The organism is Polaribacter marinus, from assembly GCF_022662535.1.
In the GTDB taxonomy this organism is placed as follows: Bacteria; Bacteroidota; Bacteroidia; order Flavobacteriales; family Flavobacteriaceae; genus Polaribacter; species Polaribacter marinus.
Map to the genome: position 1 here is coordinate 42,179 of NZ_JAKQYM010000006.1, position 14,852 is coordinate 57,030.

Here is a 14,852-nt window from a genome sequence, read left to right on the forward strand (position 1 = left end):
CCTTTTTATTTTTATTTAATTTACCATTTTACAAGTGGTGCCAATGTATTGTGGATATAGCTTCCTTCAATTATGAGAAGTGTTAACAAATAACTGATTAAGAAAACTGCAGTCCAAACTACAGAACGTCTTAACCATTTTTTTTCTCCTTCCATATGCATAAAGGCCCAAGTAATGTAATACGCTTTTACCAATGTTAGGATGATAAAAATCCAGTTTAAAGGGCTTGTTCCTAAAAAACTAGTAAGGTGTAAAGAAGCTGGTTTAACAATTCCTAATGCAACTTCAACAGTAGTGATAACTGTTAAGATTATTAAAACTATCCAAATTCTCTTTGTGTTTGATTCGTGTGCGTGTGCCATTTTAATCTCTTTTATAAATTATACTAAGTAGAAGAATGTGAATACAAATACCCAAACTAAATCTACAAAGTGCCAATATAACCCTACCTTTTCTACCATTTCATAATGTCCTCTACGTTCATACGTACCTAAAATAACATTAAAGAAAATGATGATGTTAATAATAATTCCTGAGAACACGTGAAAACCGTGAAAACCTGTAATAAAGAAAAAGAAATCAGCAAAAATGGTGTTTCCATATTCGTTTACTTCTAAATTTGCTCCTTCTACAACCATTTTAGTTTTAGCCAACTGTGCTAAACCATCTTCTCTGGATAAGATTGTTTTTGATTTTGAAGCTTTATCAATAAGCTCTGTTCTTACTAATATATCTGGATTAGATTTATAAGAATTCACGACTTGATCTACAGAATATGTAGAAATAGTTCCCTCATTCTCAAACCATAAACCATTTTTTCTTGTATGTTCTTCTCTGTGGTCTGTTCTTTCACCAACAACAAAATCGGATAAAGCAATTTGATGACCATCTTTTACAAACTGTAAAATTTTTCCATCTGTAGTTTTTACAGCTCCATAAGATCCAGAAATAAAATTTTTCCATTCCCAAGCTTGAGAACCAACGAATATTATTCCAAAAATAATAGTAGCAAACATATACCAAGCTACTTTCTTTTGTTTCATTTGATGACCTGCATCTACAGCTAATACCATTGTAACAGAAGAAACAATAAGAATAAAAGTCATTAATGCTACATAATACATTGGTGCGTGTACACCGTGTAGCCCTGGAAAGTGAGTAAAAACCTCATCGGCTATTGGCCATGAATCAATAAATTTAAAACGTGTTAAACCATAAGCGGCTAAAAATCCTGAAAATGTTAATGCATCAGAAACGATAAAAAACCACATCATCATTTTACCATAACTTGCTCCAAATGGTTTTTGACCACCACCACTCCAAGTGTTTTTTGCGTCAGTAGGTACAGCAATATTTGCTTCCATATATATTCTCTGTTAATTATTTCTTAATTAGTTTGCCAAAATTAATCATTTTCTATCACTTGATAAAATAGAAAAAGAAAAATAGATAAATCCATAGTATATCTACAAAGTGCCAGAAGATTGCACCTAGTTCAAACCCAAGCATATCTTCTGATTTATATTTATATTTAAAATGATTATAAATAACGACTAAAAGAACAATCATACCCGCTAGCAAGTGCAAAACGTGCATAAATGTAATTCCTATTATAAATGATGTTGACACGGTGCTTTCAGGCCCTGTAAAAAACAAACCTACACTCTTTAATTGATTAAAGCCCACATATTGTTGCCAAACAAAACCAATTCCTAATAATAAAGTAGCAACAACAAATATTAATGATAATTGTCTTTTACTCTGTTTTAAAAACCTTTGTGATAAAAATAAAGTAATACTGCTAATAATAATTAAAATTGTACTTGTATAAAATGCGCTTGGCAAATCAAAAGAAACCCAATCATCTCTTTTCATGCTGATAACATAAGCACTTGTTAAACCTGCAAAAAACATAACCATACTAATCATAGAAATCCATAGCATTGGTTTTGCTGATTTCTTTTTTGCAACAGTTAGTTCTTCTTGTACCGTTTGTTCGTTTACCATTTTTTAATGTAAAAATTTATCTACTACATATATAATTTGCACAACAGTGATATATAAAACACTAGATAACATTAGTTTTCTAGCATCTGTATTTTGTTCGCTCTTGTGTAATTTTATTCCATAAAACAACATTATTCCTCCTAAAAGAGCAATAATTACAGCTGTAATTGGACTGATATAAAATGTTCCTGAAACTTTAAGAACTGGTGCAATAGAAACTAAAATCATAATTATTGTATAAAAAATGATTTGTTTTACCGCTCCTTTATCTTTAGTATTCATTGGTAACATGTTAAACCCTGCTTTTTTATATTCTTCATATTGCAGCCAACCAATTGCCCAAAAGTGTGGAAACTGCCAAAAAAACTGAATCATAAAAAGCATACCAGCTTCTATTCCAAATTGATTTGTAGCTGCTACCCAACCTAACATAAAAGGAATTGCTCCAGGAATTGCTCCAACAAAAACTGCTAAAGGCGTAACCGATTTTAAAGGAGTATAAGCACTTGTATATAAAAAAATTGAAATAGCGCCAAATAAAGCTGTCTTTGGATTGATCGTGTACAAAATTGAAAGCCCTACAATAGTAAACAAAATAGCAATTGTTAAAGCCACTCCTACAGACATTCTACCTGTTGGCAGTGGTCTGTTTTGTGTACGCAACATAATGGCGTCTGTATCTCTTTCTATAATTTGATTATATGCATTTGAAGCACCTACCATTAAAAACCCTCCAATAGCCAAGAGAATTAATGTTGTATAGTTTACAACATCTACCGCTAATAAATAACCTGCAACAGAAGAAAACACAACACTTAAAGATAAACCAACTTTAGTAAGTTGTTTAAAATCTGAAATTAGCGTTTGCATAGAAGTTTTATTGTCTGTAATAACTATTGAATTCATTGTATCACAATTCAACTGCAAAGATATTTTATAAATATGACTTTACCATAAGTTTTAATAGCTTTTGTTTAATATCTGTAATAAAAAAACCCACTCAAAAAATTGAGTGGGAAAATTGCTATGAAAAAGAAAAAGTGTGGTTTATAAAAAACCACATACAAATATATATAAATATTTATATTCTTCTCTAAAATTCTTTAAAAAATTAAAAATCTAAATAAGTATTAAATAAGTCTGCTTTTATACCCGCAGAAAACCAAACAGTACTACCTGCAGGGTAACCTGCTAAAGAGACTTCTGGTGTAAAATTCCTGTAAGAAAGTCCCGCAAAAAGACTTAAATTGTTTGATGGGTTTAACAAATAATTTCCTTGTAATTCTGCTATAAGTATATTTGCTGTATTTCCTTGTGCCAATTCGTTGCCTGTATCTCCAAAACGAGCTTCGTAAGATTGATAAATATCTCCACCATAACTTACCGTTTGATCTTGATAATCAAACCCTTTTTTTCCTAAAATTAATTTAGCACTACCACTCCATCTATCTTTTTTATACCTAGCTATTGCAATTGCTTCCCAAAAATTTGCTCCCCAAAGATGTCCTAAAGGTTGACTATAATTTCCGTAATTTAATATTGGAGATTTATGAGCAAATGTATAAGGTCTTGCATAATTGTATTCTAATTGTAAAAAAAGATGATCAACATTAAAAGCATTAAAGTATTTTGCCCCTAACTGATAAGCAAATTTATTTTCCCATTTCCCTAAATCACTTAAATTTCCTACAGAAAATTCATCAATAATTAATTGAGAGTATAAAGAAACATTATCATTTAGTTTATATTTTCCTGTTAAACCTATAATTGCATTTCCTGCGTCTTCTCCTCTATTAAATTCAACAGTTCTATAAAACATTATTGGATTAAGAAAACCTGCATCAAAACCATTTTCTCCAGTAGAAATGGCTGTTTCAAAAAAACCTATATTTAATCTATCTGTAAGATTTAAACTTAAATAATGAGCTGCAACATATTTTCTAGCATGCTCATTAGGGTTAGAAGCAGAAGATATTGAGGGTTCTGTATTCCACATCCAAATATTGGTGTATTGTACTTTCCAAAAATCTATCTTCATTTTTAAATATGTTGTTGGAGATGAAACATCAGAAAGGATAAAAGAACGATAACCATCACCAATAAAGTTTTTACCACTTCCAAACTGAAATTGCATAAACTTATTTGGTGTATACGAAATGTAACCTTCTGCTACTGGGTAATCGTAAGCATCTGTTTTAAATCCTTTAGCTTTTCCTCTTCCAGGAACCAATCCTTCAGAGTTTTTAGGCCTAGTCGTTAGTGATGGGTTTGAAATAAAACTGTTAACATATTCTGCAAATCTACCTTGGCTTTCATAAATTGTAGCAGAATAAGAGAGTTTATCTCCAAAACCTCCATTTACACTCATAATTCTAGAATTATTATATGTATACGTTTGGTTTGAATTATCTTTTCCTAATTGTACATCTAATAAGAAATCTAATGTAAACCAATAATCTTTCTTTTTAACTTGTAAAAGATGTTCGTTCCATATCTTATTTCCTACCCAAGTTTTTGCCATAGGCTTTAAGAATTTTTTCTTTTCTTCTGTTAAATTATAATATTTACCTATTTCACTATACAAATAAGGTTTTGATGCCGTATGTGTTCCTTTTTGCTTATGTAAAGCAAATTCATAATCTACATATCTTTGATGTGTAAAAGGAATATTTAATTGACTGTTATGTTCTAAAAAAGATGAATCTGCTATTCTTGTTTTTTCTACAACTTCAAATAAATCTTCTTTAAGCTTATCATTTTGTGGTCTAATTTTATTTTCTGTTGCATTTTTATCAATTGGAAAAGTAATTGGCAAAACAAATTTCATTTCTATAGAATGGTTATTGTACCATGCAGGAGTTATTCTTGGAAATATTTTAAACGCTCTTTCTATTTCTGTTTTTATTTCTTGATAAGGTGTGTTTATGTAAATCAATTTAAAATCGCCTTCTACTGTTACCACAAAAACAGCATTTACAGTTCCTTTAAAGTTTTCGTTTTCTACTATTGGTGGTGTTTTGAATTCTGCAAAAAAATGTTTTTTTGTTGTTTGATAAAAACAATCTTTTATAGATGATATTTCGTTTCCTTTACAAACATCAAAAATTGGATATCTTTCTTTTTGTGCTAATAACACTGCAGGAAACAATAAAATTAGTAATATGTATTTTCTTATCATTCTATATTTTTTTTACAGTATTATTCTTTAATTGATATTTTTGTTTACTTTCTTTACAAGTCGCAAAACCGTTTTCATCAAAATTTAGCCTATGTCCATATTCACTAACCCAACCTATTTGTTTTGATGGATTGCCAACAACTAAGGCAAATGGTAAAACTTCTTTAGTTACGACTGCGCCTGCGCCAACAAAAGCATACTCCCCTATATCATTTCCACAAACAATCGTGGCATTTGCACCAATACTTGCTCCCTTTTTTACAACGGTTTGTTTATACTCGTCTTGTCTTTTAATAGCACTCCTAGGGTTCATCACATTTGTAAATACCATAGACGGACCTAAAAAAACATCGTCTTCACAAATAACTCCTGTATAAATAGAAACGTTGTTTTGCACTTTCACGTTTTTCCCTAAAGTTACTTGCGGAGAAACTACTACATTCTGACCAATATTGCATTGCTTACCAATAACACAATTAGACATAACATGACTGAAATGCCAAATCTTTGTACCCTCTCCAATACTGCAGTTTTTATCTATGACAGCCGTTTCATGTGCAAAATAGTTTTTCAAAATTAATAACTTGAATTTGAGGGTTTACTTTTATTTATTATTTCTTTAGAAGATGATGTCCCTATTCTGTCTACACCTAATGCAATCATTTTTAAAGCTGTTCCATAATCCCTAACACCACCAGCTGCTTTAATTTTTAATGGTTTTGCATTTGCTGCAATTAACTTCATTGCTTCAAAGGTTGCACCATTTGGAGAATTATCTTCTGTTTTAAAGAAGCCTGTAGAAGATTTTACAAAAACCTTATCCGCGTTTTCTTCTCCAAAAGAACTAAAAACAACTTCTTTAATAAGTTGTGAAATTACAATTATTTCTTCATTTGTTAGGGCAGCAACTTCAATTATCCATTTTGTAATTTTCTTGTTTTCTAAACAGAGTTTTGTACAGGCAAAAACCTCTTCTTTTACAAGGTCTATTTGTCCTTGTTTAAAAGCAACATAATTTATTACAAAATCTAGTTCGTCTGCACCTAAATTAATTGCTTTTTTTGCTTCTTCTAATTTTTCTTTTATACTTGATGTACCTTCGTGAAAGCCAATTACAGTACCTACTAAAACTTTAGATTTTGCTTTACTAAGCATTTTTTTTGCAAGGGTTATATATTTAGAGCGAATCATAATCAACTTATAATTATACAAAATCGACTCATTTATTAAATCGACAACTTTTTGTTGATTTTCTTCCTCTGTAAGATTTGCTTGAACCGCTGTTTTTAAATACGTAGCGTCTAAAAATTGATTTATTTCCATTTTGTAAAAATACTAAAATCTTATATTAAAAAACCCAACCTAATTGGTTGGGTTTTTATTTTAATCTACTCTAAAAGAAATAGGCAGTGTATATCGAACTTTAACAGGGATAGCCCTTTGTTTTCCTGGTGTAAATTTTGGGAGCTTTTCTATTAAATTTTGGGTTTCTTTTTTTAACCTAACATGTGGTGCTCTAATTTTAACATCAATTACATTGCCTTCTTTATCAATGATAAATTGTGTTTGAATTTTATAGATTCCAGTATTTAAACCTAATTCATTTCCGAGTTCAGCATCAAAATTTCGTTGTACAAATTGTTTCATTTTTTTATCAAAACAAATTTTATTTTCCTCTCTAGACAATCCTTCACAACCTTTAAAAACAGGAGCATCTTCTATATTAACAAAAGGAACATCTTCTTCTATAATTGGTTTTTCTACAATTTCTATAACAGCATCAATATCTATTATTTTTGGATCCTCTATTGGTTCATCAATTACAGAAATTTCTACAATATCATTATCTCCTTTTTTGACTTGATCTAAAATAAACGGATTTTGCTTTGGCAATTCTATCTTAGGCTCTACCTTGGGTTCTTTCACAAAAACGATTACTTCATCGGGTTCCATATAGATTCTTTCAGAAACCACAGGCTCTTTGAGAGCAAAAGTTTTCTCTTCGGTTTGGTGTTCTAAAGTTAGGTAAACTATAAAGAGCACTAATACTAACCCTAACTGCATAAAAATGTTAGAGAATTTTTCTAATTGTTTGGTTGGTAGTTTTTTTAAGTCTTTCATAATTAGAAAATTTTTAAATGTTAAGACTATGTTAAAACAAATAATATGCCAAAAAAAACAGCATCAATAAAATTGATGCTGTTTACACAATTAAAATATAAACATTAAAACCTAATAATTGTGATAAACTACTCTCTCTTTCTATTTTATTATCAGTTTTTTTGATACTGTCTTTCCTTTAGAAAAAACTTTAACAAAGTAAATTCCTTTAGATAATTTAGAGATATCTATTTCTACAAAAGTTAAATTATCAACACTTTTTTCTACTACTATTTGACCCATAATATTATATAGATCTACTTTTTGAATTTGTTGGGTTTCTTTTAATGAAACAGCTATTTTTGAATTTGCTGGATTTGGATAAAGAAAAAGATTTTCTTTATCTGTAATTTGATTTAGGCTAGCTGTAGCTGGTGTTTTAAATTTATTTTGAGTTGTATTAGTTACAATGTAAGGGTTTTGATCAAAATAAATATAAGCAGTGTTTTCTACAATCGTGTTTTCAGTAATGGTTTTTTTTGCCTTTATTTTGTATTTAAAATAACCTTGACTTTCTATGGGGCTAGATAAGCTATCTGGTAAATAGATGTCTTGAAATAAGAATTTTTTTATGCTTTTTGTTTCGTCTCCAACTTCAGATATTTTAACGTTATGACTGCTTTCTAAAAACTTGAAAGAATTTTTATCAAAATTATCATCAATAGTATCTAATACGTAAATATCTTTGGCAGAAAAATTTCCATTATTTTGAAAACGAATAGTGTAGGTTAACCATTTTCTATCAATATCTACTTCATTAAGTTTTCCTGGAACACCTGGGGTTACTAATTTGTCATTTGGATCATATGAACTAAAAATTGGACTAAAATAAGGGCCATCGAAAAACAATTCTTTTTCGTCTCTATAAACATCATCTTCATCTAAATAAATGTCTTCTGGTTCTTCATATGGAGAAAAATCTTCATCGTCTCCTAGCCGGTTGTCATTACTTTCTGGAGTAACATCAATCCAATCTGATAAATTAGGATTATTTCCGTTCGAAGGATTTTCCCAACTAGAAGAAGAAATGGCTGTTGGACCAAATTGAATATTATCTCCAATAGCAGTTGGATCAAAAACACCTGTTTTCACCTCTAAAACAATAGCTTCAAAAGGATCTATATTTCCTAATTCTATCTCAATAATTTTACTTCTTTCTGTGTTACTTTCTGTAAAAACAGGATTAATATCGGTAGAAATAGTATAATTATTACTTTCTAAATTTACTTTCCAAAACTGACTTTTACCTGGATCAATATTAATTTTATTAATAATATGATTATTACTTTGGTTATTTTTTAATCTATGTAGCGTAATAGATGCAATTGAATTAACATTATAATTTGCATTATTCTCATTTGTATTGATAAATTCGTAACGAAGTTTAACATTGTTAAATATTTTAGAACGAGATAAGTTGCCTACTGATGTTACAAACCTATTATCAAAACCATCTCTTACAAAGCCCCAAGCGCCTTCTTTTGTAGAACCTTTTACATACAGACTTTTTAAATCTTCGTTTTTTAAATCAATATTATTATTACTATAATCTGCATCTAAATTGGTTACGTCTACTTTATAAACTCTCTTAGGTGTATAAGAAAAACCATCTGTTGAAGTTAGTGCAATTTCGTAAGTTTGATTTGCTATATAAATAGGAAATGAAAAATTCCCTTGATTATCTGAATAAACAATAAAAGAAGAACTGCCCTTTTTAATATTTAAAGCCTGATTAGGCACAATAACATCTGTAGCCTCTTCGTAAGTTCCGTTTTCATTAATGTCAACAAATATTTTTCCTGATGCTTTACCTCTTAAACTACTTGTTGTAGCGGCATTAACAATACCTCCAGTATCATTTACCTCTTTAAATTTTAATAATTTAGAGAGATAAGTACCTGTAGAAGCCAACCATTTGTTTCCTTGATTATCTATAGTAAGTTTACTAAAATTCGCCAAATTTGGACCATTAGTTGTTGTTGGGTAATAAAATTCTTTAGTTGTAGGTGTAGCGTTTTGTATGTCTGAAATTTTTAATAAACCGTTAGAGCTTAAAACATATAGATTATTATCAGCATCTATTTTAGCGTCATTAATAGTGTTTAAAGTTGGATAATCTGCCTTTAAAAGCTTGTGAGTTTCTACTTCATTTTTTAGGAAAATGACACCATTTTTACCTATTAGCCATAACTCACTAGTGTTCGTTCCAAAAAGCAATTGTTCGATGTTTCCAATTTCAGAATGCGAATTATAATTTAAGTTTGCTAAAGCTAATACTCCATTTGTATCTGTAACAGGATCGTACCACTTAATACTTTCAGATTGTGATGCTGATGATATAGACCATATACGCTCGTCTGGCGCTTCTGTTAAAAAGACTAATGAACTTGAGCCAAAATCAAAATTAGAATTATTAGAAGTATAACTAACATTAGTATCTAAATTGGTTAATCTTCCTCCATTTTCATCAAAATACCATCTATTAAAGCCTTCTACAGCAAACTTATCGCCTGATCGAAGCGAATAATTTTCTAATAAATTATTAAAGACTGGGTAATTTAGTGCTGAAAATCGATCTTCATAACTTCCGTTATTATTGATAAGGTATCTTCCATACACATTACCATTTTCATCTATTTGTCCTTTTTCTTCAAAACCACCAATATGTGTTACACCTTTTCCTATTGGTTGATTTTCAATTATATCATTTTTTAGTTTAGAGGCTACTAAAATATCTTTCCCTGAATTAGATGTAAAAGTACTAAATACAACTCCTCCTGTTTTATCTTGTTTTAAAAAACCTATTCTTCTATTGTTTCCCGTTGGAATATTGTTTTTTAATGGACTATAATGTTGCCATTCTCCATTTTCATAAACAACTGTTCCGCCTCCTATTACCGACATGTATAACTTGTCTCCATAAGAAGCTAAATCATATACTCCCGCTTGATAACCAAAAATATAAAAATAATCTATAAAACCTTTTTGTTGAAAAAAAGCTTGGTCATAATGTTGCCAAACTGGTGTGTTATTGCTTTCAAAAGTTAGGTTATAAACGCCTATTAAATCATTAGACTCTTGTCTTGCAGTAAGCCAAATTTTGTTACCTACAACTTCTATTCTGTTAAATCTAACAGTGCTATTGCCAATAGTGTGTTCAAAATTTTCAAAAGTATTGTTAGTAATATCCCATTTAGATACCCCGCCTTTAGAAGCAGTTCGGTACGCAATCCATAAGTATCCATCATTATCAAAATCTAAATCTTGTAAAAAATTTGATGGTAAACCATCTGCTTCGGTAATTATTGACACATTGCCATTTACAGGATTAAAAATTAAAATCCCTTCATTATCTACTGCTAAATAAATTTTATTGTCTTGACCAATATCAATCCCACTAATAAAAATATTAGATGCAATCCCTAAATCTTGGCTATCATATTCCTCGTAAACGCCATTATGATACTTCATTAAACTACTACCTGAAATTGCCCATACGCTATTTTTAAAAGCACCTTCGTTTTCATTTTTTTTAAATTGATTAAAGCCTCGGTTTTGATCACTAATTTGTGTAATAGTATTGTTTGTTAAACTATATTTTTGCGTGCCTTTACTTGCTCCGTGAAAAATAATATTTCCATTTCCATCGTCTATTGCTCCATAAAAAGTAGCGTATACATTATCATCGTTAAATGCAACAAACGGAATATTACGCCACTTTTTTTGACTAATATTATATATAGAAATTCCTTTTTCTGTTGTAAATACAGTATAGTTATCATTATTAAAAGTAAACTCATGAGAAGAAATAACATTTCCATGTGTTAATCCAAAACTTTCTGTAGTTACTCTGTCTGGACCATCACACCAAAAATATTCTTCGGTATTGGGTTCAGATTCGTTATTAGCACATGCATTAATGTGATAGGTGAGTTTTACTCCTGGATAAAAGACTTCCCATGTTTGAGTATCGTCTATCTGAGCTTTTAAAAAAAAACTATAAAAAAGGGTTAATAATAAAAGTAATTTTAATTTCATAACAAATGTTTTAGTAGCGTATAATTTTTATCCCACAAACATTAAACAATCATTAGCCTTAAAAAAGAGATATTGTATAGTTGGTCATAAATTATGTGTAAATTGTTTTTAAAATAATTAAGAAATCATTGCAACATTGAGAAAATCAAAAAAAACAGCATCAATAAAATTGATGCTGTTTACACAATTAAAAATATTACCACTAAAACCTAATAATTGTGATGAAATACTACTTTTCCTTTTCTTATTTGATAATCAACTTTTTTGAAACTGATGTATTATTAATGTTCGCTTTAATTATATAAATGCCCGATGATAATCTAGACACATCTAATGTTTTGTTATTTTCATCTTCTGAAGCTTTTAAAAGAACTCTCTTTCCCATTATATTATAAACTTCTATTTTTTGAATTTTATCATTATTTAATGACGAAATAGTAACAGTCGTTGATGCTGGATTTGGGTAAACATTTACTTTTAAATCTAAATTTAATAATGTTTGGTTTTCTACATTTAAAACTGCATTTTCTAATTTAAATAGCTCCAGTCCGTATTCTAAAGTATTTGCAGAAAAATATAAATCATTTCCTAGTGCAGTTAAATTTGAAGGGTTACTACTATTTTTAAAACCAAAACTATCTTCGCCCGGATATAGGTCTTGCACCAAAACAGTACCTGCTTCTGTACCATCAGTTTTCCATAACTCTGTACCATTTGCATCATTATTTAAGGATAAGTATAAAATATCTCCTGCCATGGCCAAATCATTTACATATGAAAAATTGTCTAGTAGTTTTACTGTTCCTTCGTCTGTTCCATCAGATTTCCAAAGAGATTTTACTGATCCCTCTTCATAAACAGTAAAGTATAAATTACCATTTACTAATTTTCTAAAATTTGTAAATGGAGCATATCCAGTAGAAGCTCCTTCATAAAATGCTTTAAAAATTTCTGCATTTTCACCATCATATTTCCACATTTCCTGTCCTTCTTCTCCATTTGTTGCCGCTAAAAACATTTCATCATTAATCACTATCATATTATTAGGATAATCAAACCCAACATATGCTGCTTCTGTACCTGCTTCTGTACCATCTGTTCTCCAAAGGTGAATGGCTCCTGTAGAATTATCGAAAACAGTAAAATATAGCTTGCTTTTATATTCTGTAAAATATGGAGGATAATTATTTCCATAAAAATCAAACTCTTTAACAAGAATTGTACCTGCTTCTGTACCATCTGTTTTCCAAAGCGTTTTTTTATAGCTTCTAGGAAACGAAGAAGTTGCTTTTGTAGTCATAAAGTACAGATTATTATTAAATTCGAAAAAATCAGAAGGAGAGCTATCATTTTCACCTGGTTCTATATCTTTTACTAAAACAGTTCCTACATCTGTACCATCTGTTTTCCATAATTCTTTACCGTTTACTCCATCATCTGCAGCAAAAAATAATTCGTTTGTATTTTCATAATGAAAAAATGAAGAAATATTTGCAAAACCTCCAGGGTTTATTTTTGTTACAAACTCTTTACTATTTTCTAAATCTGTATAAAAAATTCCATAATCTTCTGAAAAATCTGTTGAAACAAAATATGCTTTATCTTTATATTCTGTTATTGCTTTTGGTCCTATTATTGGTCCATTATCATTATCTATAACCCAATCTGAAGTTATACCGTCAGTAGCGAATAATCTAGAGCTTCCAAAATTTGTACTATCTGCCTGTATATATAATCTATCTAAAGCTACTGCAAAATTTGAAGGATTACTTCCGTTTGGTATTCCATTTAAATTTTTCAACATAACGGTACCAGCTTCTGTTCCGTCTGTTTTCCATAATTCAAATCCATTAATGCCATTACTTCCATTAAAAATTAATGTGTTATTTATAACAACCGCTCCTTCCATACTTGTTCCCCAACCTCTCCCTGGATTCATGTCTTTAATTATAACAGTACCTGCTTCGGTACCATCTGTTTGCCATAACTCTCTATTAGTATCCGTACTAAAAGCTTCAAAAACAACTTTATTATTCAAGAGAGAGAAGCCATGTATCACACCTCTACCATTATCTATAGTATTATCAGAATTTATATCTTTTATCATAAGTGTACCAACTTCGGTACCATCAGTTTTCCATAATTCAAATCCATTAACGCCATCATTTCCAGAAAAATACATAATTCCATTTTGTACAATAGGATCAATACTAGAGAATTCAGAAATTCCAGATTCTACTCCTGGGTTTATATCTTTTACAAGAATAGTACCTGCTTCGGTGCCATCGGTTTTCCATAGTTCTACTCCAAAATCTTCTGTATTAGCTAGAAAAAAAGTCGTTGTTGCATCAAAAGGAATAAAGTTGTTAAATATTGTTGAAGCATCTCCTGTAGAGATATTTTTAACCATTACAGTACCTGCTTCAGTTCCATCTGTTTTCCACAACTCTCTACCATTTATATTGTCATTTGCTGAAAACATTAAAGAGTTGTTATTAATAATTAAATTACCAATATCACTTCCTAAATCTCCATTGTTAATTTCTTTAAGCATTACGGTACCTGCTTCGGTACCGTCGGTTTTCCATAACTCTTCTCCTGATGTATCTGTATAAGCAGCAAAAAATAATTCGTTATTAAAAACAATAAAATCATGTGGAGAACTACTTCCTACAGGAGAAATATTTTTCAGCATTTCTGTTCCAGCTTCCGTACCGTCGGTTTTCCATAGTTCTGAATCAAAATTCTCATCTTCACCTAAAAAATACAAGTTATCATTAAAAACAGTTAAATTGCTAGGATATTTCACATCATTGTTTACAATAGTTGTACCCGCTTCGGTACCATCTGTTTTCCATAGTTTCGTCCCAAACCAATCAGCATCCGCAGTAAAATAAAGTTCATTATTAAAAATAATAAAATTATCTGGATTTGATCCAGAATTTGGATTTGTGTTTATATCTTTAACAATAGTTGTTCCTGCTTCGGTACCATCTGTTTTAAACACTTCTGCTCCAGTATCTCCAGTTTCAAGTACAAAATACAATTCATTGTTAAAAACGATAGACTTCTCGTGCATATTAAAAATATCTGGAATATTTCCTCCTATATTTTTTGTGCCCGCTTCAGTGCCATTTGATGCCCAAATTTCGGAACCTCCATTACCGTTATACATAAAAACGGTATAACTACCTCCATCTAATAGACTAAAAACCCAAGCATCTCCATCTGTTTGAAGAATATCTTTTACCAAGGTAATTTGGGATGAAATGCTGACAGAAATAAACAGCATTAAACTAGTGATTAATGTAATTTTTTTCATTTTTCTAAATTTTAATTATTACACAAATATTAGGCAACTATCAACTCAAAAAAAGAAAAATTGTATAGCTGGTTCAAAATTCTGTATAACCTGTTTTTAGGGTGTATTTCTCCAATTATCATCAATAAAACCCTTTTTATGCTTAAA

At 30.0% G+C, this 14,852-nt stretch carries 10 protein-coding genes; all 10 read right to left on the reverse strand.

Annotated features, from left to right (window positions below):
* Positions 1 to 20: 20 nt before the first annotated feature.
* The 10 genes from MC378_RS09280 to MC378_RS09325 all read right to left on the reverse strand — a co-directional run bounded on the left by MC378_RS09280 (position 21) and on the right by MC378_RS09325 (position 14,705).
* Positions 21 to 362 (reverse strand): cytochrome C oxidase subunit IV family protein, encoded by a 342-nt coding sequence (locus tag MC378_RS09280; RefSeq protein ID WP_242178483.1) that lies wholly within the window; start codon positions 360 to 362, stop codon positions 21 to 23.
* Positions 363 to 380: 18 nt separating this feature from the next.
* Positions 381 to 1,364, reverse strand: a complete 984-nt coding sequence (locus MC378_RS09285) for a cytochrome c oxidase subunit 3 (protein WP_242178484.1) — start codon at positions 1,362 to 1,364, stop codon at positions 381 to 383.
* A 55-nt stretch (positions 1,365 to 1,419) separates the two neighbouring features.
* A complete protein-coding gene (locus MC378_RS09290) occupies positions 1,420 to 2,007 on the reverse strand; it encodes a cytochrome c oxidase subunit 3 (protein ID WP_242178485.1) in 588 nt (195 codons plus the stop codon).
* A 3-nt stretch (positions 2,008 to 2,010) separates the two neighbouring features.
* Entirely contained in the window at positions 2,011 to 2,913 is a 903-nt protein-coding gene (cyoE, locus tag MC378_RS09295; protein WP_242178486.1) for a heme o synthase, read from the reverse strand.
* A gap of 205 nt (positions 2,914 to 3,118) precedes the next feature.
* A complete protein-coding gene (locus MC378_RS09300; protein WP_242178487.1) occupies positions 3,119 to 5,185 on the reverse strand; it encodes a gliding motility protein RemB in 2,067 nt (688 codons plus the stop codon).
* A gap of 1 nt (position 5,186) precedes the next feature.
* Positions 5,187 to 5,759, reverse strand: coding sequence for an acyltransferase (locus tag MC378_RS09305; RefSeq protein WP_242178488.1), 573 nt, complete (start codon positions 5,757 to 5,759; stop codon positions 5,187 to 5,189).
* A gap of 2 nt (positions 5,760 to 5,761) precedes the next feature.
* The gene (gene deoC, locus MC378_RS09310; protein WP_242178489.1) at positions 5,762 to 6,508 is read right to left on the reverse strand and encodes a deoxyribose-phosphate aldolase; all 747 of its coding nucleotides are present in this window, start codon (positions 6,506 to 6,508) and stop codon (positions 5,762 to 5,764) included.
* A gap of 60 nt (positions 6,509 to 6,568) precedes the next feature.
* Positions 6,569 to 7,306, reverse strand: a complete 738-nt coding sequence (locus tag MC378_RS09315; RefSeq protein WP_242178490.1) for an energy transducer TonB — start codon at positions 7,304 to 7,306, stop codon at positions 6,569 to 6,571.
* Positions 7,307 to 7,447: 141 nt separating this feature from the next.
* A complete protein-coding gene (locus MC378_RS09320) occupies positions 7,448 to 11,383 on the reverse strand; it encodes a T9SS type A sorting domain-containing protein (protein WP_242178491.1) in 3,936 nt (1,311 codons plus the stop codon).
* A gap of 244 nt (positions 11,384 to 11,627) precedes the next feature.
* On the reverse strand, positions 11,628 to 14,705 hold the full coding sequence (locus MC378_RS09325; RefSeq protein WP_242178492.1) for an ELWxxDGT repeat protein: 3,078 nt from the start codon (positions 14,703 to 14,705) through the stop codon (positions 11,628 to 11,630).
* Positions 14,706 to 14,852 lie beyond the last annotated feature (147 nt).

Bases quoted from the DNA above. Each gene is read 5' to 3' on its own strand.
- MC378_RS09280 (WP_242178483.1), bottom strand. From the start codon at position 362: ATGGCACACGCACACGAATCAAACACAAAGAGAATTTGGATAGTTTTA.
- MC378_RS09285 (WP_242178484.1), bottom strand. From the start codon at position 1,364: ATGGAAGCAAATATTGCTGTACCTACTGACGCAAAAAACACTTGGAGT.
- MC378_RS09315 (WP_242178490.1), bottom strand. From the start codon at position 7,306: ATGAAAGACTTAAAAAAACTACCAACCAAACAATTAGAAAAATTCTCT.
- MC378_RS09325 (WP_242178492.1), bottom strand. From the start codon at position 14,705: ATGAAAAAAATTACATTAATCACTAGTTTAATGCTGTTTATTTCTGTC.
- MC378_RS09320 (WP_242178491.1), bottom strand. From the start codon at position 11,383: ATGAAATTAAAATTACTTTTATTATTAACCCTTTTTTATAGTTTTTTT.
- MC378_RS09290 (WP_242178485.1), bottom strand. From the start codon at position 2,007: ATGGTAAACGAACAAACGGTACAAGAAGAACTAACTGTTGCAAAAAAG.
- cyoE (WP_242178486.1), bottom strand. From the start codon at position 2,913: ATGAATTCAATAGTTATTACAGACAATAAAACTTCTATGCAAACGCTA.
- MC378_RS09300 (WP_242178487.1), bottom strand. From the start codon at position 5,185: ATGATAAGAAAATACATATTACTAATTTTATTGTTTCCTGCAGTGTTA.
- deoC (WP_242178489.1), bottom strand. From the start codon at position 6,508: ATGGAAATAAATCAATTTTTAGACGCTACGTATTTAAAAACAGCGGTT.